Origin of the sequence: Raoultibacter timonensis, assembly GCF_022845715.1 — a bacterium.
In the GTDB taxonomy this organism is placed as follows: Bacteria; Actinomycetota; Coriobacteriia; order Coriobacteriales; family Eggerthellaceae; genus Raoultibacter; species Raoultibacter timonensis.
In genome coordinates this window covers 2,053,212-2,075,264 of sequence record NZ_AP025564.1, presented here as the reverse complement: position 1 = coordinate 2,075,264, position 22,053 = coordinate 2,053,212, and the positions used below count along the sequence as shown (strand labels likewise).

The following is a 22,053-nucleotide window of genomic DNA, read 5'->3' as shown; positions in this document are numbered from 1 at the left end:
AAAACGAATACATGACCAGTACAAACAGATTGAAAGGGGGAGCGAATGCCCGAAGTGTTATGGCTCGTAATCGGGGCTGTCGTCGGTATCGCTCTCGGCTTTGTTATCACGCGTTTCGTCGTCAATGCGTCGACGAAACGGGCTGCACAGGAGGCGGAGAGCCTCGTTGCAGATGCGAAGAAACAAGCCGAAACGCTCCGAAGGGAAGCGATCGTCGAAGCCAAAGACGAAGTTTTGAAGATGAAGCAGGATGCCCAGGCGGAGAACAAAGAGCGGCTGCGTGAGGTTCGCGCTGCCGAAAACCGTCTGTCGCAGCGTGAAGAATCGCTGGATCGTCGCGTTGAATCGCTTGATTCGCGCGAACATCAGATCTCGTCGATGCAGGGTCAGCTCGAACGTCGGGAGCGCGATCTCAAAGACGCTGCCGAGGAAATCAACCACCGCCTCGAGCGCGTTGCGGGCATGTCGCCCGACGAAGCGAAAGCGGAGCTGCTCGATACCTTGAAAGAAGAGGTAACGCACGAGTCGGCCGCCATCATCCGCGATGCAGAGGCCCGTACGAGGGCTGAAGCCGATAAGAAATCGCGTGAGATACTGAGCCTTGCCATCCAGCGCGTCGCAGCGGACCACTCGGCCGAGAATACGGTTTCGGCTATCCATATTCCGTCGGACGATCTGAAGGGCCGTATCATCGGTCGCGAAGGACGCAACATCCGTTCCTTCGAACAGCTGACCGGCACGAACCTCATCATCGACGATACGCCCGAGTGCGTAACCATCTCGTGCTTCGATCCCGTACGCCGCGAGATCGGCCGCGTTACCATGGAGAACCTCATCGCCGACGGGCGCATCCATCCCGCGCGTATCGAGGAGATGTTCGGCAAAGCCGAAGAGTACGTGAACCAGCGGGTTCAGGAGGCTGGCGAGCAGGCTACGTTCGACACGGGAATCCACGATCTGCATCCCGAACTCGTGCGCACGCTCGGCCGGCTCAGGTACCGTACTTCATACGGACAGAACGTTTTGAACCATTCGCTCGAGGTCGCTTACCTCAGCGGCGTTATGGCCGCCGAGCTCGGTCTCGATCCGATTCCCGCAAAGCGCGCCGGACTCCTTCATGACCTCGGCAAAGCCGTTGACCACGAGGTTGAGGGAAGCCATGCGGTCATCGGTGCCGATCTCGCCCGTCGATTCGGCGAAAAGCCCGAGATCGTTCATGCGATCGAAGCCCACCATAACGATGTCGAGCCCAACAGCGTGCTCGACGTGCTCGTACAGGCTGCCGATGCAGTATCGGCAGCGCGACCGGGAGCTCGTAAAGAAACACTTGATTCGTACATCAAGCGCCTTGAGAAGCTTGAAGAGATCGCCAACGCACACAAGGGCGTTGAGCGCACGTACGCCATTCAGGCGGGCCGTGAGGTTCGCGTCATGGTGACGCCCGAAGTCGTCGACGAAGCGGCCACCACCGTTCTTGCCCACGATATCGCTCACCAAATCGAAAGCGAGATGCAGTATCCCGGGCAGGTCAAGGTCGTTGTGATCCGCGAAAGCCGCGCTTCAGCAGTAGCAAAGTAAATGACGGGCCAATCGCTGACATCGTTCATCGAGGAAGTCTGCGGCGACAGCCATCTCCGAGTCGAAGACGATCTCGGGGGTGGCTTCGTCCGTTTAAGGAGCGCCGAAGCCGAGCGCAGGCAGGCAAAGCACGATATTCGATCGACCGAGGATATCGTCATCGAGATGCTGCGTAACGCCCGTGACGCGGGTGCCCGCAGCATATTCGTCGCGCTGTCCCGTGAGGGCTCCGTACGTAAGATATGCATGATCGACGATGGCGCAGGCGTGCCCGAAGCGATGAGGGGGGCGATATTCGAACCCCGGGTCACCTCGAAGCTCGATACCATGCACGTGGATAAATGGGGCGTGCACGGCAGGGGCATGGCCTTGTTCTCCATCGCTGAAAACGCCGAGAGCGCGTATGTGGTCGCTTCGGCGGCGGGGATGGGGGCATCGTTGGCGGTGGTGACCGATCTCGGACGTTTGCCCGAGAAGACCGACCAGTCGAGCTCGCCGGTGTTCTCGTACTCCGAAACAGGCGAGCTTCAGGTGCGGGGGCCGCGCAACATCAACCGCATAACAGCGGAGTTCGCTTTCGAGCACCGGGATGCCGTATCGGTGTACAGCGGTTCGCCGACCGATATCGCCGCTACGCTGTACGAGTACGCGAATGCGACGGTTTCCGCCAACACGCGGGCGTTTACAGCCGACCCGGAAGAGCTGCCCGTCGTGAAAAGACTGTGCCTGGCGGTCGATCCGGCGGGGTTTGTCGAGCTGGCGCGCGGGATCGGTCTCGAGATGTCCGAGCGTTCCGCGAGAAGGATCATGGACGGAAGCATCAGGGGCCTCGAGTCGGTTGCCGAGACGATTGCGTTCGAGCAGCGGGGCCCGTCCGCCAAAAAGAACCGAAGCGCTTCGAGCAAGGCCCTCTCGGTCGACCCGCGGGGACTCAAGATCGAGCAATCCGATATGGCGGCGTTTTCGGAAAAGCTTCAGCGGGCGTTTTCCGATTTGGCCGAGCAGTACTATCTCGAACCGGGCGTCCAGCCGGAGGTGCGCGTCGCCCGTGATGGGATACACGTGAACTTTCCCCTCCTCAAGCTGCTATAAGTTGCGCGCCCATTCATTAATAGCTACAATAAACCACACGTTTGAAAAGCACATATGTAAATACGACGGCATATTAATCCAGCGACTGAATGCACGTGATACGTACTACAACGACCAAAGGATATGCGCGTGTCTAACTCATCCGAACAGAGACCCGAAACGGGGTGCCTCAAAGTATCGTCGAAGTCCTCTCCGGCTTCGGTCGCCGGTGCGATTGCCGGCATGATCAAAGATGGCGTGAGCGTTGAGATTCAATCGGTTGGAGCAGGTGCCGTCAATCAGGCCGTGAAAGCCATCGCCATATCGAGGGGCTTTCTCTCGCCGATAGGAATCGAGATCTACTGCGTTCCCGCGTTCGCCGACATCGTGATAGACGGCGAGTACCGTACGGCCATCCGCTTTACCGTCGAACCTCGCTATACAAGGGGCGTTTCCCGAGCCGCTGGATCGTCGGGCGAATACAGCGTAGACGAATAACAGCCTTCACACGCAAGGACATAGAGCATGCACCATACGTTTTCAGATATGACGTTTTGCATCCGCACGTTCGGGTGCCAGATGAACAAGCACGATTCGGAGCGCATAGCCGGCATGCTGGAGGGCCTCGGCGCCCTTCAGGTAGAAACCTCCGAAGAGGCCGATATGGTCGTGTTCATGACCTGCTGCGTTCGCGAGGCTGCCGACGTGCGCCTTATGGGGCAAGTTGCTTCTCTGAAAAACCTCCCTTTGCGCGAGGGGGCGGCAATCGGGCGGCGCATCATTGCAGTCGGCGGTTGCATCGGGCAGCGAGACGGTGAAAAGCTCACGCGTGAACTCCCGCACCTCGATGTGGTGTTCGGCACGCACAACCTCGGCTCGCTTCCGAAGCTCATGGAGCGCGCGATCGGGGGCGAGGGGCACCAGATCGAAGTGCTCGACTCCGCCGAAACGTTTCCAACCGATCTGCCTACCGCCCGCGAGCACAGTTGGGCGGCGTGGTTGCCCATAACCATCGGGTGCAACAACTTCTGCTCCTATTGCATCGTCCCCTATGTGCGCGGACGCGAAAAATCCCGCTCTTTGGAAGACGTCGTGGCCGAAGCGAAGGCGTACGTCGACGCGGGTGTCAAAGAGATTACCCTGCTCGGGCAGAACGTCAACTCTTACGGGCGCGATCTGTACGGAGCCCCCCGCTTCGACGATCTGCTCGATGCGATCGACGGGACGGGCATAGCGCGCCTGCGGTTTGCGACGAGCCATCCGAAGGATCTGACCGACGGCGTCATCGAGCGGTTCGGCACGCTTCGCTCGCTCATGCCGGCGCTCCACCTGCCCGTCCAATCCGGTTCTGATCGAATCCTCGAAGCCATGAACAGGCGCTATACGAGGGATCACTACCTTGAGCTGATCGCGAAGCTGCGAAAAGCCTGTCCCGATATAGCCCTTTCGAGCGATATCATCGTCGGGTTTCCCGGCGAGACCGAGAAGGATTTCGAGGATACGTACCGTCTCGTCGAAGAAGTTGGCTACAACCAGGTGTTCACGTTCATCTATTCGAAGCGCGAAGGCACCCCAGCTGCAAGCATCGAGGATTCTACGCCGCGTGAAGTCATCCAGGAGCGTTTCGATCGCTTGGTCGATCTTGTCCAGGACAAGGCTTGGCAGAGCAACCAATCGGATAAAGGCAAGACGGTCGAGGTACTCGTCGAGGGTGCGTCCAAGCGCGATAGCGGCATCCTTGCCGGAAAAAGCCCGAAGAACCAGACGGTGCATGCAAAGGTTTCCGCAGGACAAAGCGCGGAAGACCTAGCTGGCAGCTTCGTCAACGTGCGGGTAGACGAAGCTAAAACGTGGTACCTTGCAGGGACCGTCGTCGATGCCGACGAAGGCGCGCGGGGAAGCGATGGGTGCTAGGCAGTCCATGCGCGGCGATGGATTGCCCGTCGTCTGCATCGTCGGTCCCACGGCATCGGGGAAAAGCGATCTCGCCCAAGCGGTGGCGGTTGCGCTCGACGGCGAGGTGGTAAGCGCTGATTCGATGCAGATATATCGCGGCATGGATATCGGCACGGGCAAGGTTATGCCCGAGGATAGGGTGGTCGCGCATCATGGCCTCGATCTGGTCGATCCGGGTGAGCCGTATTCAGCCGCCATGTTCCAATCGTACGCGAGAGCTTGCTTCGACAGCTTGGCCGCACGCGGCAAGCGGGCCGTTCTTGCGGGCGGAACGGGCCTGTACGTGCGAGCCGCCATCGATGATATGGATTTTCCGAAAGGCGAGCAGGTGGACAATCCTGTTCGAGACCGCTACATGCGCTTCGCCGAGGAGTGCGGAGCTCAGGCGCTTTGGGACGAGCTCGACCGCATCGATCCGAAGAGCGCCGCTCTCATCCATCCCAACAACGTGCGCCGGGTCGTAAGGGCCTTCGAGATGCTCGCCGAGGATACGACGTACGCGGCACAGCACGAGCGGCTCCAGCACCTGCCGCAAGCGGTTCCAGCTGCATTCTTCGGGTTGGGTATCGATCCTGCGATTCTTTCAAAGCGCATCGATCGCCGTGTCGATGCCATGCTCGAAGCGGGACTTGTCGATGAAGTAAAATCTCTGTTACATCACGGGTTTCGGGAGGGGATCACCGCTCCTCAGGCGATAGGATACAAAGAGATCGTTTCGGCGCTCGACGGATCAACGTCGTTCGAAGAGGCGATTGCGCAGGTGAAAACGGCGACGAGGCGCTACGCGAAGCGGCAGCGCACGTGGTTTCGAAAGGATGCAAGGATCCACTGGCTTTCAGCCGACGATGGAGATACGGCATCTTTGGCACGCGAGGTGCTTTCACAGCTGAACGGAGCCGCCGCCGACCGACGATAAGGAGCAGCGTCTGCCATGGAACTCGATTTTGTGAAGCTTCACGGTGCGGGAAACGATTTCGTCTTCATAGACGATTTCTCGGGCACCCTCGAGTTGACGAAGGAGCAGATTGCCTGGCTCTGCGATCGGCATTTCGGAATCGGCGCTGACGGCGTTATCCTCGTTCGCCGCCCGAACGACCCCGCGTGCGCAGCGTACATGCACTACATCAATTCAGATGGAACTTTGGCCGAGATGTGCGGCAACGGCGTGCGCTGCTTCGCCAAGTACCTTGTCGACTACGCCTTTGTCGATCCGGGCGACGGCGCCCTTGCGGCCGAAACGCTTGCGGGTGCGAGGCCCTTGACGTTTTCGGTGGACGAGGACGGCAAGCTCGTCTCGGCTACCGTCGACATGGGCACGCCGCGCCTTGCGCCCGACGAGGTGCCCACGACGCTCGCCGCGAACGCCGTATCTCCCTACGGCGAAGCGTTCGTCCTCGACGCTTCCGTGGATTCGCCTTGGGGTCCGTTTTCGTTTACCTGCGTATCGATGGGAAACCCCCATGCCGTCTGCTTCTTGGACGATATGCGCGCCCTGCCGGACGAGTTGTTCGCCGATCCCCTCGCAAAGAGCCTCGACACGCTCGACCTCGATCGGGTCGGTGCGTTCTTCGAAAACCATCCGGTCTTTCCCGAAAAGGCGAACATCGAGTTCGCCGTCGTGCAAAGCGGGGGAATCGCCATGCGGGTGTATGAGCGGGGATGCGGGGAAACGCTCGCCTGCGGAACGGGTGCATGCGCGACGGGTGTCGCAGCATGCTTGTCGGGGCGCTCGGGGTGCAGCAACGAGGTGCACTTGCCCGGCGGTGTGCTCACGGTCTCGTGGGGCGATGACGGGCACGTATCCATGAGGGGGCCTGCTGCGGAAAGCTTTTCCGGGCATGTTCGCCTGCCCCTGTAGCGATTCGCTTGTGCGCGTTTGTACGATTGGCTTGCGCGGATCCCGATGCGGTTGCGCGATGAGGTTGCGATGAAAGGAACGTATGTGAGAACTGCAGAATGCTTGGATCATTTGGCCCCGTACCTGTTCGCCCAGATAGACAAGAAGCGCGATGCGCTCGTCGAGCAGGGAGTCGACGTGATTTCGCTCGGCATCGGCGATCCCGATCTGCCGACGCCCGATCATATCGTCGATGCCATGGTCGATGCCGTGCGCAAACCGGAAAACCACCGGTATCCCGACTACGAGGGGTCGCTTGCGTACCGAACGGCCTGCGCCGATTGGATGAGGTGCCGTTTCGGCGTTGAGGTCGATCCGAAAACCGAGGTGCTCGCCCTCATCGGCAGCAAGGAAGGCATCGCGCACCTCCATACGGCATTCGTCGATCCCGGCGATTACGTGCTCGCCCCCTCGATCGGCTATCCGGTGTATTCGGGCGGTGCCACGCTCATGAGCGCGCAGACGTATTTCATGCCCATGCGCGAGGGGGACGGGTTTCTCGCCGATTTCGACAGCGTGCCCGAAGACGTGCTGGCCAAGGCAAAGATCATGTTTCTGGGGTACCCGAATAATCCCACAGGTGCCGTTGCGACGGGGGAGTACTTCGACCGCGCAATCGCGTTCTGCCTCGAGCACGATTTGCTGCTCGCCCACGATAACGCGTACAGCGAGATCGGCTTCGACGGGTACCGCGCACCTTCGATTCTCGAACGACCTCGTGCGAGAGAATGCTGCATCGAGTTCTTCAGCCTATCGAAGGCGTACAACATGACCGGGTGGCGCATCGCGTTCGCGGCGGGAAACGCCAAGGCGATAGCTGCGCTCGGAACAGTGAAGAACAACCTCGATTCAGGGCAGTTCACGGCAATCCAGGATGCCGCGATCGTTGCTCTCACCGGATCGCAGCAGTGCATCGACGACATGTGCGCCATCTACGAGCGCCGTCGCGATCTCATCGTCGACGCGCTTCGCGCAATCGGCGTGGAGTGCGAGAAGCCTCGGGCCACGATATACGTGTGGGCGAAAGTGCCGCACGGCTATACGTCGGAATCGTTTGCCACGGAACTGCTCGAACGGGCACACGTAATCGTTACGCCAGGCAGCGGCTACGGCCCTGACGGCGAGGGGTACATCCGCATTTCCCTCACCACGCCTGACGAGAGGCTTCTCGAAGCGGTGAGGCGTATAAAGGGCATCGCGGATCTCTCGTAAATGTATCTACATAAGTAGCAAATACTTCTTTATCTCGATAAGCGGATGTGTCATACTACCAAATTATAATACCTTACTTAATTACGTAAGTTATTCTATATAGGTGTATATGGCAATCTGCATGCACGTTCGATCTTGGTCGCGCGTGGAAGTTTTCGGTATAAAGGAGACTTGTATGGACTGGCTGAGAGACAAACGGCGCAGTGCGGCTCGTGCAATCGTATCGGTTGTTGTGGCAACGACGGTCGGCGTCCCGTACAGCGCGATGGCGGAAGAACCCGCCCGTTCCCCTGACCCAAATGCGGGAGGTGCGACGGTCGCGTCTGAAAGCGGGTTTGCGGGCGGATCTGCATCGACGGCAGAGGCCTCTCCCGCGGCGGATACCGGACAAGCTGGGGCCGACGAGGCAATGGCCGGGCCCGATTCAGCAGATGAGCTTTCCGACGGCGGCTCCCAAAAAGACATCGAATGCGGCACGGGATTCGCTCAAGCGGACCGACTCCCGATTGAAGGCAGCGAGCCGGCAAGCGAATCGGGCGAAGGCTCTGCAGAGGCGAACATGCTGGCAGGCGATGCTGCCGAGGAGTCCTACGAAGCCGACAACCAGGAAACGCTTCAGAATCTGATCGACGAAATAGCCGACGGAACGAGGCAGAACCTGCCGATCGAGATCAAAGGCTCTTTCGAGCTTGTCGGCCCCGTCGCCGTTCCCGCGCTCTCGTCCGGCTATCTGGCTATCTTCGCCGATGCACCCGTCGTGCTAACCGCTTCGCCCGCCGCCCGCCACGTGGTAATCGAGCCGCAAAGCGAGGATAGGGCCCTCTATTTCAGGAATATAGTGCTCGACGGCAACGGCAATGGCGGCGGGATAGAACTCGAGCAGGGAACTTCGTCGTTTTATCTCAATTCGACTTCCGATGCAACGGTTCCCCCGGGTTTCGAGAGCCCGAGCCTCACGATAAAGAACTGCACAGCTATCGACGGAGCCGCACTGCATGCGATCGATACCGCACTGTACGTACACGATACCTCGATTGTGGGTAACGCAGCGGCGGAGCGCGGAGGTGCCGTATTCCTCGGAACGGAAGCGTGGATGCACCTTGGTTCCTCGAGCGTTTCAGGCAACACTGCAGGCGATGGTGGGGCGGTGTATGCATCGGGAGCCGGACAGCCGGCGATCGAGGTGTACGATTCCGCTCTTGAGGGAAATACGGCGAATCGAAACGGTGGGGCAGTGTACGCAGAGCGCTATCTGGAAATCGTATCCTCGACGTTGCGGGGAAATGTCGCGCATGAAAACGGCGGCGCGATCGCGCTCGTCTCGAAAGACGTAGATTTTGAGGCTTCGCTTACGCTTGCCCATGCGAACGTGTTCGGGAACGAAGCGTCGGGATTGAGCGGACAGGGTAACGGCGGCGCGATCTACCTCTACGGAGACAATGCCGACATGCTCATCGACGATTCCGATACAAACTCTCGTGCAACCGATATATACAACAACACCGCTAAGGGCTCCGGGGGCGGGGTGTACGTTGAAGGCGCGGGAGAATCGGGTACAGCCAGCACCACGATGGCTACCGGCTCGGTTCGCGACAACGCCGCCGCAGGGGGGCAAGGCGGCGGTTTGGCCTTCGCGGGACAGTACGTTTCGATCGCTTTGGGGCCGACGCATAGCTTCGAGCCTCCCGTTCTCGAACCGCGCATCTATGCAAACCATGCGCAGGGAAGCGGAGGCGGCATCCACGTGTCTTCCGCAGAGGACGTGTCGTTTGAAAGCTACTACGGAATCATCGAGACCAACACGAGCGAATCGGAAGGAGGCGGCATCGCCGTAGGCCAATCGGCTTCTGCGACCCTCGTGCTTAGCGGTACTGCCGTGAACGGGAATGCCGCCGCCGGCAACGGTGGCGGCATTGCGGTAAACGCCCACTCGAGCTTCATCTACCCCAGCGCCGCACTCGATGGGTCCGGTTCGTTCGTTGCGAATAGCTCCGTATCGAACAACAGATCGGGAGGCAACGGGGGTGGCGTGTATTCCGAGAACCCCGACAGCGGTGATTACCATATGTTGGCGATGCAAATGCAAGGTGCGTTGATAGACGATAACGTTGCCCGAGGCAGCGGGGGCGGCATCTACGGAGCTGCAACCAGCAGCGCCACGCTGCATGCAGCGGCTGGAAGCGAGGCTTCGAGCATGAGCATTTCTCGAAACATTGCGGGTGCATCGGGCGGAGGCGTATACCTGGCATCTGTGCAATCGTCTTCGTTTTACGGAAACGGTGCAGCTCTTGAGGGCAATACAGCAGGAAGCGAGGTTGCTAGAGGCGATGGCGGGGGCGTGTACCTCGCTTCGAACGAGGGGTACGCAACGTACGGATTCAGCGAATCGAGCACTCAGCAGAAAAACGCGGTTTCGGATAATCATGCCTACGGAAACGGAGGCGGCGTGTACGCCGTTTCAGGCCAGCAATCATACGGCCAGGTCGAAGGTGTGGATATTGATGGAAACGTAGCCGAGGAGAGCGGCGGCGGCATCTACGCGAAGGCGTCGTACGCCTCTTTGTCGATGCATGGAGGCTGGGATCCCGAAACCGGGGATCCCAGCCGGAGAAGCCTTTCCGAAAACCGCGCACGCAATGGATTCGGGGGAGGAATCTATCTTGAGGGATCCCAGATCGAAAACCGTTTCGAGCGCATCGATGCCCGCGCCAACGTCTCGCATGAAGACGGCGGAGCGCTGTATGCGTCAGGAAGTGCGGCGGGAGGCGATTCGAGCACTTCGCTTGACACGAGCGTGGCAGAATCGTCGTTTGAGAAGAACGAGGCCGGAGGATCCGGGGGAGCGGTGTACGCCGCGAGAAGCGGGGAAGCCGAAGGCGCATGGTCGTCGTTTGCCGCGACGAGTGTGCGGTTCAGCGAAAATGCCGCCCGAGCCGGTTCGGGCGGTGCGGTGTATCTCGGGAAGAACGTAAACAACCTCTCGCTGCACGCCGCCGGTTCGGGATCGGGACCCATGGAGTTTGCCGGCAATGCAGCCGCGCTCGACGGAGGGGCTCTGTGTCTTGAGGGCGGATGGCAGACAGGGCTTGTGCAGCAGGTGGTCATGAGCGGCAATACGGCGGGAAGAAACGGCGGAGCATTCGCGTTCGGCGCCATGGATGACGATCAGAACGCTACCGAGATGTTTGTCTCGTCATCGAGCATTACGGACAACGCGGCAGGGGATTCGGGCGGCGGTGTTTGGACGCCGTACGAAAACCTTGGGCACTTAACCGTCGATACCGAAGGGCAAATCGAGGATACCACGGTGTTCTCCGGCAATACCGCTTCGCGAGAACTGGAATCGGTGCTGCTCGGCAACCCTGGCGATATTGCCTTGCATGACGAGAGGATTCATACGCGAAGCTTCTCCGAACGTCCCGAGAGCTACGACGCGTCAGGCCTCCCGTTCCGCGCAGCCGATGCTGTCTTCGAATACGGGTACAACAACTACGACATCAGCTATCGGAGAGCCGCGATGGTGCTCTACGACGGAAATGGGGCGACGGGCGGTGCGGTGCCGGTCGATAATCGAAAGTACCTGCCTGGCGATGTCGCCGCAGTGAAAGCGGAGCATACGCTCGTGCGAGAAGGGTACACGTTCGGAGGTTGGTCTTTCAAGGCGGACGGCGGCGAGCCGGTGCCGGTGTCTATCGACATGGGGGATACCGATGTGACACTGTATGCTATATGGGTGAAAAACCCCGATCCGGTCGATCCCGTTGACCCGACGGAGCCAACCGATCCCGGCGAGTCGACCGATCCCGGGACCCCTGGGCAGCTCGTCGGCTCCAACCAGCCGAGCGGCTCTGCGAGTTTGAAAGACTCCGCAGCTGGGCTGGCGAAGACGGGTGATGCGCTCGCCGCTGTCGGTATCGCGGTTGCGACACTCGGCAGCCTAGCGGCTGCGATAGCCGCATGGAGCAGGAGCAGGCGGCGCATGCCCGAATGACGTGACTCCGCGAAGGGAAGCGTAACGAAATGCAAACGCGGGTGTTGCCTGCCGTGCGGCACCCGTGCTAGTATCTGAGACCGATGTTCGTTCGGGAAAGGACGGGGTACGTACATGGCCACGATAAGGTTGCGGTAAGCGCTCTCATTCATATACACGCCATCTGAACCTTACGAAAGGCCATAGACCATGACCCAATCCAAGCATTTCACTATAGAAGAGGTACGCGAGCGCGCCGTGCTCGTGGGGGTCGATCGCGGCGATACGACGTGGCCCGTTTCCGAAAGCCTTGCAGAACTCGAGAGGCTCGCCAACACCGCCGGCGCCGACGTGGTTGCGGTAACGTCGCAAAAGCTCGATGCGCCGAATCCGCGTACGTTCGTCGGCTCGGGAAAGGCCGAGGAAGTTGCCGACCTCTGCCGCGCCCATAGCGCCGATATCGTGATATTCGATGACGAGCTTACCCCATCGCAGCAAACGAACCTTGAGAGGGTCGTTCCGAAGGAGGTCAAGGTAATCGATCGAACGGCGCTGATCCTCGATATATTCGCGCTGCATGCGACGAGCAAAGAGGGGCGTTTGCAGGTGAGGCTTGCTCAGAACCAATACCTTCTTCCGCGTCTTCGGGGCATGTGGGCCCACCTTGCCTCGAACCGCATGGGCGGCGGCGTCGGATCGAGGTTCGGCGAGGGCGAAAGCCAGCTCGAGGTCGACCGCAGGATGGTGCGCAAACGCATAACCTCGATCAAACGCGAGCTGAAGCAGCTGAACGAAGTGCGCGCGCTTCAGCGCGAGGGGCGGTACAAAAGCGGCATGTTCAAGGTATCCCTTGCGGGCTACACCAACGCCGGCAAATCGAGCCTCCTCAATGCGCTCACCGATGCGGGCGTGCTCAGCTACGATAAGCTGTTTGCCACGCTCGATTCGACGACGAGGAAATTCGTGCTTCCCGAGGGGCGCGAGATAACCCTTACCGATACCGTCGGATTCATTCAGAAGCTTCCGCATACGCTGGTCGAGGCATTCAAATCGACGCTCGACGAGATCGTGGGCGCTGATTTGATCCTTCATGTCATCGACGCTTCTTCAGACGAACGGGAGGCGCAGATTCAGTCGGTCGAAGAGGTGCTCGGGCAGATCGGAGCGCACGACATCAAGCGCGTCGAGGTGTTCAACAAGATCGATCTTCTCGGCGAGGTCGAAAAGGAGGCGCTGTCGAACAGGCATCCCGATGCGATACTCGTCTCGGCGCTCAGTGGAGCCGGCATAGACGCTCTGGTGAAGAGAATTGCAGCGGTGGCCTCAGCTCACGACGAGCTTATCAGCGTGCTGGTTCCCTACAGCAGAGGCGATCTTGTCTCGATCGCCCACGAACGTGCCTTGATCGTTCTCGAGGAACACGGCGAGGACGGTACGCGCATCGATATGCAGATAGGCCCCGCATACGCTTCGATGTTCGAGGCGTTCCGCGTCGAGGTGCAATCGCCCATCGACGCGTAGCCTCGTAGCTTCCGGAAAAGAATCGGCCCCGATCGACGATTGCGATCGGGGCCGACTGCCGTTGGGCGGAAAACGTATTTAAAGGCGCCTGAATACGGCGACGACTTTACCGGCTATGGAGCAATCGGTTGTGATGATGGGATCCATCGACGAGTTTTCCGGTTGCAGGCGTATGTGATTCGATTCTTTGTAGAAGCGCTTGACCGTAGCGCCGTCGTCCATGATGGCTACTACGATATCGCCGTTATCGGCGGTGGGTTGCTCTTTCACTACCACGTAATCGCCGCTGTTGATGCCGGCCTCGATCATGGAATCGCCGCGGACGGAAAGCAGGAACGCTGCGGCATCGCCGACGATTTCGGTTGGGAGGGTGATGGTGTCGGTGATGTTCTCCTCTGCGAGGATGGGAGAACCGGCTGCGACATCGCCGACCAGAGGAAGGTTGACCAGGTTGCCGAAGGTGGGCTGTATAAGATCGTCGATGCCCGATCCCGAGTGGTCTTCAAGCTGGTAGGTGAGGGCGATCGAGCGGGACTTGAGCGGATCTCGCTTGATGAGCCCTTTGTCTTCGAGCGCTTTGAGATGGACGTGAACCGTTGAAGGGGAGGAGAGGCCAAGGCTCTGACACACTTCACGCACGGTGGGGCCGTATCCCTTCTCGCGAATGCAGTCCTCGATGCAGTCGAGTACTGCCTGCTGGCGTTTCGTGACTTTTTCTGCCATGTGGCTTCCTTTCAAAACTTCGAACAAATGTTTGAAAAATATCTTGACATGAACTTTTGTTCGCCATATAGTATACACGAACAAAGGTTCTAGGCAAGAGCAAGGAGGCACATTTATGAAGAATTTCGAAGCGCGCTATACCGTGGTCGGAACATCCGCCCTCAAGGTCGATGCCTCCCAAAACCAAGCCCATGCTGCTATCATCGAATTCCCTGCATCCGGCAAAACCGGAAGGCCGCGCCATGCGGCGAGCCGGCATCTGCACGGAAGAGTCTCCGATCTTGAACTTGTCAGCGAGCTCCGAACGGGAACCGCCCGCGGCAAGGCATTCGGGCGCATTGCTCCCTGGCAGTCCGTTTCCGCTGGCGTTGTGCTCGCTGCAGCTGCTTTTGCCACCATCTTCCTTGGGATATAACGGTTAACCATCCTATCTTCCGCAGAAGCTGCGTTCTGTGAGAAGAGCTGCGTAGCGCCCCGGTTCGCCGGGGCGCATTTCGTTTCGAGGGGAGCTTGCTTCGCCGTGCTGATGGTGGGCGGCACGTATCGGGCGAGCGTTGCTATTCGAAGGCCGCCCGCGCGCCTCCGAGCGGAAAGCGTGCTTTTCGATTTTTGTATGATGTGTTACACTTCGAATGATCATACGCCATGGGCGTTGTACCCGTCATCAAGGAGAAGGACATGCGCAAATAACGATTGCCTTCGGGCATCCCCTAAGCAGACAGTATTCTTTTGTCGCAACCGGGTGCGCAATCGTTATCGTATCAGCCATGTCCCAGATTTCCATTGCATTTCATTCGCGTTGCGCCTTCGTTCAATGGAGGTCGCCATGTTCATTACCTTGCACAATGTGTCATATACCTACGATGATTCCCCTGTACCTGCGCTCGAAGGGCTTTCGGCGACGTTTGCCGAGGGGTGGACCGGTATCGTGGGAAACAACGGAGCCGGGAAAAGCACGCTCCTAAAACTCCTTTGCGGACATCTTCGGCCCGACGGGGGTACGATCAGACCTGCGGCTTCAGGGGTGTATTGCGCTCAAGAGACCGCCTTGGAGCCCGAAAACCTCTACGATTTCGCATCCGACTACTCAGCCGAGGCGGTTCGCCTCCGCGCTTCGCTCGAACTCGAAGACGATTGGCTGTGGCGTTACGGCACCCTTTCGCATGGCGAGCGCAAACGCATACAGGTTGCCTGTGCGCTTTCCCTTAATCCGGCGGTTGTGTCGCTCGACGAGCCGACGAACCATCTCGATAGCCAGACGCGGGAAGTCCTGCTCGGTGCGTTGAAGGCACATCGTGGCGTCGGTTTGCTCGTTTCGCACGACAGGCGCTTCCTCGACGAATTGGTTTCGCAGTGCCTGTTTATTGACGCTGGACGGGCGACGATGATCCCAGGCTCTTACACCGAAGCCAAAGCCCAGCTCGACCTGCGAGAGCAAAGCGCTCGAACCGAGCGAAAGCAGGTGCGCGACCAGCTTTCCCGAACCCGAAGCGAGATGAATCGGCGAAAAGCGGTGGCAAGCCAAAGCGCTGCCCGCCGATCGGGTCGTAACCTCGATAAACACGATAGCGACGGCCGCGAAAAGCTTCGCCTGGCCGTATATTCGGGACAAGACGGAAAAACCGGTCTGTTGGCCGCCCAAATGGATAAGAAGATCGAGAGAACCCGAGAGCGCCTCGATGGAATCCGGACCAAAAAGATCTACGAGAAGCCGCTCGATATACATGCGGAACCCTCGAAAAGGCGCTACGTGGCCCATATCGAACGAGGATCGATCAATATGGGAGATGCGAGGGTGCTTCATTATCCCGAGGTATTCGTCGGCCCGACCGATCGCATTGCGCTCCGCGGACGCAACGGAGCAGGGAAATCCACATTCCTCTCTGTGCTCCTTGCTTCGATCCCCGATCTTGACGACCACCTCGTCTATATTCCTCAAGAGGTTGATTCCGCGGATGGAAGGAAGGTTTTGGAGAAACTGAAGAGCATGCAGTCGTCGCAAACCGGGGAGGTGCTCTCGATCGTTGCGCGACTCAACTCCCCGCCCGAGAGGATACTATCCGGAGACGAACTGAGCCCCGGCGAGCTCAGGAAGGTGATGCTGGCCATGGGGCTGCTCGAGCGTCCGCATCTCATCGTTATGGACGAGCCGACCAATCATCTTGATCTCCCCTCTATCGAAGCGCTGCAAGATGTTCTTGCGCAATGCCCCTGCGCCCTCATCCTCGTATCCCATGACGAGCGGTTCCTCTCCGCCCTGAGCGAGATATCATGGAACTTCAGAGAACCGGATTGCGGGGAAGAGGGGAGGGTCGCAAGGGGAGATACCGTTCTCGTTGTTTCGTGATGGAAAACGTTTTGAGAATTTGCCGCAAGTGTGGAATGCTCGTTGTTCCACAATATGTAGTATGGTAAAGTGATCGAAATACCAACAAAGGAGTAAGATGCGCTGTCCTTCATGTGGTTATGCTGAATCGAAAGTCGTAGACTCGCGCCCCTCGGAAGACGGCGCGTCGATACGGCGAAGAAGGGAATGCCTCGATTGCGGGCGTCGGTTCACCACCTACGAGCGCCTTGGCGACAATCCCCTCGTTATCGTTAAATCCGACGGATCTTCCGAAGCCTACAATCGCGAAAAGCTGTTCAGGGGCGTTCTCATCGCTTGCGCCAAGAGACCCATTTCCTCCGAGCAGATTGCGATCCTGATCGACGATATCGAGCTGGAGCTGCGTAACGACATGCGCAGCGAGATCAAATCGAAGGATCTCGGTGAGATGGTCCTCGCTCGTCTCCGTAAACTCGATGACGTCGCTTACGTCCGATTTGCAAGCGTGTACAAAGATTTCCAGAACATCGAGGAATTCGCTACCGCGCTCGAGGGGCTGGATTAGGCCGTGGCGGAAATAGAAGTTCCCATACGGCTTGTCGATAAGGATCTCGAGATGCCCGCCTATGCGTATCCGGGCGATGCCGGACTCGACCTAAGATCGTCTGTCGATATAGAGCTTGCTCCCTTTCAGCGAGCGCTTATTCCGACGGGTATCGCGATGGCTATTCCTGAGGGTTATGCCGGATTCGTGTTGCCTCGTAGCGGATCGGCCATCAAGCACGGGCTTTCGCTGGTCAACGCTCCGGGCCTGATTGACAGCAGCTATCGGGGCGAGATAAAGGCCATCGCCATCAACCTCGATCCCGAAAACGTTTTGAGGATACAGAGAGGCGATCGGGTAGCGCAGCTGGTTATCATGGCAACGCCGCTTGTTACCCTTTCCGCACAGGAGGAGCTTGAAGCATCGGAGCGCGGAGCCGGTGGATTCGGCAGCAGCGGTTCGGCATGACGATAACAGGCGTGGGCGTACACGCCCCCGACATTGCGGGATAAGCGGGCAAACGCAGTTCAACTGCAGAAGATCCCCGCTTTCTCGATACTGGTAGTTTATAAACCACATACGCAGCCGCTACCAAAGGAAGGGCTCCTACGGGAGTCCTTCCAAGTTTTGAAAAGCACGTCCATAGTTGACCTTAGAGTAGCTCTAAGGTACTATTTCCTTAACGGTTAGAGTAACTCTAAGCTCATAGAGAAATGGTTAGAGTTACTCTAAGGGTGACGTTGTTTGCAGTAGAGGCTCGTAAGTTTGATCTGTCGGCAGAGCGCTGCTCGAGGTTTCGGAGGTTCCATGATCGATCATGTGCTGGGAAACAATCATTCGGGCAATGATGGCGCTCCGCGGTACTCGATCAGTGAAGTGTCGGAAATGACCGGCATATCTGCATTCACTATTCGATACTACGACAAGTGCGGGTTCTTTCCGAAGCTCCAGCGCGACAAAAACAACGTGAGATCGTTTGCCGATCAAGATATCGCCGCGTTACATCTTGTTGATGCTTTGAGGAAAAGCGGGTTGTCTATCGAAGGCATCCAGTATTATGTCAGACTAAGCCTCAAGGGAGATTCGAGTCGCAAGGAGCGCATGGCCATCCTTGAGGCTCGGGAAACCGTACTCGAGTATCAGCGTGAGGAGTTGGGCGAAAGCCTCAAAACGCTGCACAGGGAGTACGGGGGCTTGGAAAACAGCAGCGAAGGCTTCTGAAGCCCTCTCGGCCCGAAGAAGGTTAAAAAACAACGAGCTAGGAGTCGTTAGAGTTCAAGATAGGGCCTTAGAACGGCTCTCAGAGCTTCGTTTGTAAAAGCCCAGTTCAGAGGCTTATTTTTAGCATATGAAAGGAAAACAGATGGCAGACGAGCAAAATCAGCCACCGCAGCCCTCAAATCCCCAGCAATTCAACTACAACGACGGACGTGAGCTCAAGTCCGCGCAGAACCTTGTGATTGCAGCAAGCATCACCGGGCCTGTTTCGATGGTGATCGGCGGTGTGTTTTTAGGCATCGTCGGATTGGTATGCGGAATCCTTGCATATCGGAAGATCCGGGCGCTTCGGGCAAAAGGCGGAACGATCGGACTCGTGGCCTCAAGGCTTCGTACGGCGTGCATAGTGGCTCTGGTGGTAACGGCCATAGCGTTGGTTTTGAATATAACGTATGTGGTATCCGTATATCCGCTTATGGTGGAAGCGCTTGAGACGGGCGATTACTCGAAGTTATTCCCGCAAGGAACTGCGCCATCGACTGGTGGGTCGAACAGCGGAAACGCAACTTGGGGCTAAGAGTGGCAAAAGGCGGTTCGACGCTTCATCCCACATTGGAATCCAAATTATTGATAATACATCTTATGTAAAGTTGGAACAGCGTGTAATACGGAGGCTCGGTGATAGGCACCATCATTCGGGATACATCAGGGAGAGGCTGGTCATCTCCCGCGATACCGTGAGCAGCCATCTCAAGCACATCTACGCGAAGATGGGCATCCATTCGAAACGTGAGCTTTTCGACCTCATTGAGTCCCGAAAGTAGGCTCGGGGCTCTAGCCGTCTTCGTTGTAGGCGGCCATCTTCCCGTTTGTCTGCTTGGTGATCTCTTTTCGCGATGCCCTATCGTATATCCCTATAAAAGCCTTGTTCTGGACGCTCGTATAATTCTCTTAGCGATATGCGCCGCCTAATGCAAGAGGAGGAGATATGTCTGAACCGAAAACGGCCGACAATCCGGAAGGTCGCAAATGGAAATGGCGAGAGGGCGAATACGAGGTTATTCGAAGCAGTGCCCGCTCGGGTCCCGGATGCCATGACAACTGCGGAGTCTTGCTCTACGTGAAGGATGGCAAGCTCGAGAAGATCGAGGGCGATCCCGAAAACCCCTATAACCAGGGACGCCTCTGCCCGAGATGCCTTGCCTACAAGGAGATGCTCTACCACCCCGACCGTTTGCTCTACCCCATGAAACGCGCTCGCGAAGACCGCGGCAAAGATGCGTTCAAGCGCATTACCTGGGATGAGGCGACCGAGATCATCCTGGAGGAAATGGGCAAGGTCATCGACACGTACGGGGCCGAGTCCATCTGGGTCACCCAGGGAACCGGCCGCGACATCAACGGATACGGTCCGCTGATGGCCCGCTACCTCGGCACGCCGAATTACGGAACGGGCTTCCTCTCGGGCATCGCCTGCTACGCGCCGCGCCGTTTCAGCACCGCGCTGAAATCGGGCGGCCTGTTCATCGCCGACTATTCTCAGTACTCCCCCCTCCGCTACGACGATCCGCGGTGGAAAGCGCCCGAGTACATCCTCATCTGGGGCAACAACCCCGTCGTTGCCAACTCCGACGGCACGCTCGGCCACTGGGTGGTGGAGTCCATGAAGCGCGGATCGAAGCTCATCACCATCGACCCGAAGCTCACGTGGCTCGCAGGCAAGTCCGATGTGTTCCTTCAGCTGCGCCCCGGCACCGATACCGCGATAGCGATGGCCCTGTGCAACCACATCATCGAGAACAACTTGCAGGATCAGGAATTCTGCGACTGCTGGTGCTACGGCTACGACGAGTTCGCCGAGCACCTTAAGCCCTACACGCCCGAATGGGCCGCCGAGATCTGCGGCGTCGACGCCGACCTCATCAAAGAAGCCGCCGTCAAGATCGGCAAGGCCGAGAACTGCTGCTTGCAGTGGGGCGTCGCCATGGACCATACGTCCGAGGGCTTCGTGACCGGCATGGCCGCCTACGACCTCATGGCTCTCACCGGCAACTTCGAGAACCCGGGCGGTATGGTGGATGCGCCCTTCGCCTTCGATGTCAACGTACCGTGGTCGGGCGGAGACGATTGGGAGTTGTGCACCGCCGATCTGCCCAACCAGGATAAGAAGATCTGCGGCGAGTGGCCCGCCAACAAGGCGATGCAGGCCATCAGCCCCGACGATCTGCTCGTGGCGATGGAGACGGGCGAGCCTTATCCCATCAAAGCTATGTGGATGATGCAGAACAACGCGCTCGCCTGCATGGGTGCCGCACCGCAGCGCATCATCAAAGCGCTGCAGGAGAACATGGACTTCAACGTCGTGGTCGACCTGTTCCTCACCCCGACGGCGCTCGCCTGCGCAGACGTTCTGCTGCCTGCCGCAACCTTTGCCGAGCGCATGGGCATCTACGGCCACCAGCCCTATCTTCTGGGCTCCATCAACCAAGCCATCGAGCCTTTGGGCGAAGTGAAGCCCGACCAGGTCATCATGTACGAGATCGGCAAGAAGTTCGGTCGCGGCGAAGGCATGGAGCAGTGGCAGACCGAAGAAGAGTTCTACGACTTCTGCCTCCGGAAATCGGGCTTCACGTACAAGACGCTGCAGGAACGCTCGTGGGCGTTCCCCGAGTTCGAGTACGAGAAGCACAAGAAGGGTCTTCTGCGCCCCGACGGGCAGCCTGGGTTCAATACGTCGACAGGCCGCTACAACTTCTACAGCCGCGAGATGGTGTACTTCGGGTTCCCGCCCTTCCCCACCTACGAAGAGCCTCCGGAGAGTCCGGTTTCCGCTCCCGAGCTTGCGGAGAAGTATCCCTTGGTGCTGACCACCGGCGCGCGCCATTGGGGCTTCTTCCATTCCGAGCATCGCCAGAGCCCCTCGATGCGCCGCCTGCATCCCGATCCTACGGTTCTCATCCATCCCAATACCGCCGCGAAGTACGGCATCGAGAACGGCGACTGGGTCAAGATCGAAAACCAGTTCGGCGAATGCAAGCAGAAGGCGGAGCTCAGCGTGCGCCTGCGCGAAGACACCGTAGCGGCGGACCATGCATGGTGGTTCCCCGAGCGCGATCCCGGCGACGGCACCCTGTTTGGCGTCATGGAGTCGAACATCAACAAGCTCATCCCCATGCGCCCGGGCAAATCGGGTCTCGGCGCTTCGTATAAGTCCCAGCTGTGCGCCATCAGCAAGATCGAGGAGTAACATTATGCGAAAATATCTCGCCATCGATTACGATTACTGCACCGGTTGCCATACGTGCGAAATAGCATGCCAGCAGGAACACGGGCTGGATCCCGAGCATTTCGGCATCAAGTTGACCCAGATCGGTCCCGACCAGATAACCGATCGCCATTGGCAGTACGAGTTCGTCCCCGTTCCCACCGAGCGTTGCGACCACTGCGCGCAGCGCCAGATGGACGGCAAGCTGCCCTCCTGCGTCCAGCATTGCCAGGCTGGCTGCATATACTACGGTACGCTCGAGGAGCTTGGCGATAAGATCGACAAGCTGAAAGTAGCGATCTTCTCGTAGCGCCCCTTCAGACGTCGAGCTTCGGTTAGCTCGCCTTGCATCCCCCGCACGTTTCGTTACGACTCGTGCGGGGGATGTCTGTTTTTGGGTGCATGCGCGTCTCATGCGGTAAAATGCGCTTGCGAACGCGATCGCCCGCTGTACCGCCTCGCATGCTATCATCTCCCTATCGAGAAAAGATGGGAGGCGGGCATGAAAATGCTTGGGATGGGAATACCTGAAATGGTTATGGTTGTCGCTATCTACGCTTTGGTCATCTTCGTTTTTTACCTGATCATTAAAAAGGCCGTTAAAAACGGAGTCCTCGAAGCCCACCGGCAGCTTAGAGAAGAGGGCGAGGAAAACAAGGGGACCCCGGTCGCATAGCTTCGGTGGGCAAAGCTCGAACGAGCCTTGCCCACCGAAGCCGGACCGTCCCCTAACCGTGCCCCCCTTGTCCGCGCTTCGGGGCGTCGTTCGATG

Annotated in this window: 20 protein-coding genes; 19 read left to right on the top strand and 1 reads right to left on the bottom strand. The window is 58.5% G+C overall.

Going from position 1 to position 22,053, the window contains the following annotated elements:
• Positions 1–45 precede the first annotated feature (45 nt).
• The 9 genes from rny to hflX all read left to right on the top strand — a co-directional run bounded on the left by rny (position 46) and on the right by hflX (position 13,205).
• Positions 46–1,578 (top strand): ribonuclease Y, encoded by a 1,533-nt coding sequence (gene rny / locus MWL89_RS08490; protein WP_102378086.1) that lies wholly within the window; start codon positions 46–48, stop codon positions 1,576–1,578.
• On the top strand, positions 1,579–2,670 hold the full coding sequence (locus tag MWL89_RS08485) for an ATP-binding protein (protein ID WP_244385715.1): 1,092 nt from the start codon (positions 1,579–1,581) through the stop codon (positions 2,668–2,670).
• Positions 2,671–2,799: 129 nt separating this feature from the next.
• Positions 2,800–3,147, top strand: coding sequence for a stage V sporulation protein S (locus MWL89_RS08480; protein WP_279611909.1), 348 nt, complete (start codon positions 2,800–2,802; stop codon positions 3,145–3,147).
• Between the two features lie 27 nt (positions 3,148–3,174).
• On the top strand, positions 3,175–4,563 hold the full coding sequence (gene miaB / locus MWL89_RS08475; RefSeq protein ID WP_244385714.1) for a tRNA (N6-isopentenyl adenosine(37)-C2)-methylthiotransferase MiaB: 1,389 nt from the start codon (positions 3,175–3,177) through the stop codon (positions 4,561–4,563).
• Positions 4,553–5,521, top strand: coding sequence for a tRNA (adenosine(37)-N6)-dimethylallyltransferase MiaA (gene miaA / locus MWL89_RS08470; protein ID WP_244385713.1), 969 nt, complete (start codon positions 4,553–4,555; stop codon positions 5,519–5,521). The genes miaB and miaA overlap by 11 nt, the downstream gene beginning before the upstream one ends.
• 15 nt (positions 5,522–5,536) lie before the next feature.
• Positions 5,537–6,463: a diaminopimelate epimerase gene (dapF, locus tag MWL89_RS08465; protein ID WP_244385712.1), complete on the top strand. Its 927-nt coding sequence runs from the start codon at positions 5,537–5,539 to the stop codon at positions 6,461–6,463.
• 84 nt (positions 6,464–6,547) lie between these two features.
• On the top strand, positions 6,548–7,714 hold the full coding sequence (locus MWL89_RS08460; protein WP_244385711.1) for an LL-diaminopimelate aminotransferase: 1,167 nt from the start codon (positions 6,548–6,550) through the stop codon (positions 7,712–7,714).
• A gap of 175 nt (positions 7,715–7,889) precedes the next feature.
• Positions 7,890–11,705, top strand: a complete 3,816-nt coding sequence (locus MWL89_RS08455) for an InlB B-repeat-containing protein (RefSeq protein ID WP_244385710.1) — start codon at positions 7,890–7,892, stop codon at positions 11,703–11,705.
• Positions 11,706–11,894: 189 nt separating this feature from the next.
• Complete coding sequence (gene hflX / locus MWL89_RS08450) at positions 11,895–13,205, top strand: GTPase HflX (protein ID WP_244385709.1); 1,311 nt, start codon at positions 11,895–11,897, stop codon at positions 13,203–13,205.
• A 78-nt stretch (positions 13,206–13,283) separates the two neighbouring features.
• Here hflX and lexA read toward each other — a convergent pair whose 3' ends face one another.
• On the bottom strand, positions 13,284–13,928 hold the full coding sequence (gene lexA / locus MWL89_RS08445) for a transcriptional repressor LexA (RefSeq protein ID WP_244385708.1): 645 nt from the start codon (positions 13,926–13,928) through the stop codon (positions 13,284–13,286).
• Positions 13,929–14,043: 115 nt separating this feature from the next.
• Here lexA and MWL89_RS08440 point away from each other — a divergent pair, with 115 nt between their 5' ends.
• The 10 genes from MWL89_RS08440 (at position 14,044) to MWL89_RS08400 (ending at position 21,957) form a co-directional block, all read left to right on the top strand.
• Positions 14,044–14,343: a hypothetical protein gene (locus MWL89_RS08440; protein ID WP_102378095.1), complete on the top strand. Its 300-nt coding sequence runs from the start codon at positions 14,044–14,046 to the stop codon at positions 14,341–14,343.
• 411 nt (positions 14,344–14,754) lie between these two features.
• Entirely contained in the window at positions 14,755–16,275 is a 1,521-nt protein-coding gene (locus MWL89_RS08435; RefSeq protein WP_244385707.1) for an ATP-binding cassette domain-containing protein, read from the top strand.
• Positions 16,276–16,372: 97 nt separating this feature from the next.
• A complete protein-coding gene (gene nrdR / locus MWL89_RS08430) occupies positions 16,373–16,819 on the top strand; it encodes a transcriptional regulator NrdR (protein WP_102378097.1) in 447 nt (148 codons plus the stop codon).
• Positions 16,820–16,822: 3 nt separating this feature from the next.
• Positions 16,823–17,266: a dUTP diphosphatase gene (gene dut / locus MWL89_RS08425; protein WP_102378098.1), complete on the top strand. Its 444-nt coding sequence runs from the start codon at positions 16,823–16,825 to the stop codon at positions 17,264–17,266.
• Between the two features lie 339 nt (positions 17,267–17,605).
• A complete protein-coding gene (locus MWL89_RS08420; protein WP_244385706.1) occupies positions 17,606–18,019 on the top strand; it encodes a MerR family transcriptional regulator in 414 nt (137 codons plus the stop codon).
• Positions 18,020–18,161: 142 nt separating this feature from the next.
• A complete protein-coding gene (locus MWL89_RS08415) occupies positions 18,162–18,593 on the top strand; it encodes a hypothetical protein (RefSeq protein ID WP_102378100.1) in 432 nt (143 codons plus the stop codon).
• Complete coding sequence (locus MWL89_RS16320; protein ID WP_279611908.1) at positions 18,559–18,840, top strand: helix-turn-helix transcriptional regulator; 282 nt, start codon at positions 18,559–18,561, stop codon at positions 18,838–18,840. The genes MWL89_RS08415 and MWL89_RS16320 overlap by 35 nt, the downstream gene beginning before the upstream one ends.
• Positions 18,841–19,004: 164 nt before the next feature.
• Positions 19,005–21,263, top strand: a complete 2,259-nt coding sequence (locus MWL89_RS08410) for a molybdopterin-containing oxidoreductase family protein (RefSeq protein ID WP_244385705.1) — start codon at positions 19,005–19,007, stop codon at positions 21,261–21,263.
• A gap of 4 nt (positions 21,264–21,267) precedes the next feature.
• Complete coding sequence (locus MWL89_RS08405; protein ID WP_102378121.1) at positions 21,268–21,591, top strand: 4Fe-4S binding protein; 324 nt, start codon at positions 21,268–21,270, stop codon at positions 21,589–21,591.
• A gap of 192 nt (positions 21,592–21,783) precedes the next feature.
• A complete protein-coding gene (locus tag MWL89_RS08400; protein WP_244385704.1) occupies positions 21,784–21,957 on the top strand; it encodes a DUF6019 family protein in 174 nt (57 codons plus the stop codon).
• The last annotated feature ends 96 nt before the right edge of the window (positions 21,958–22,053 follow it).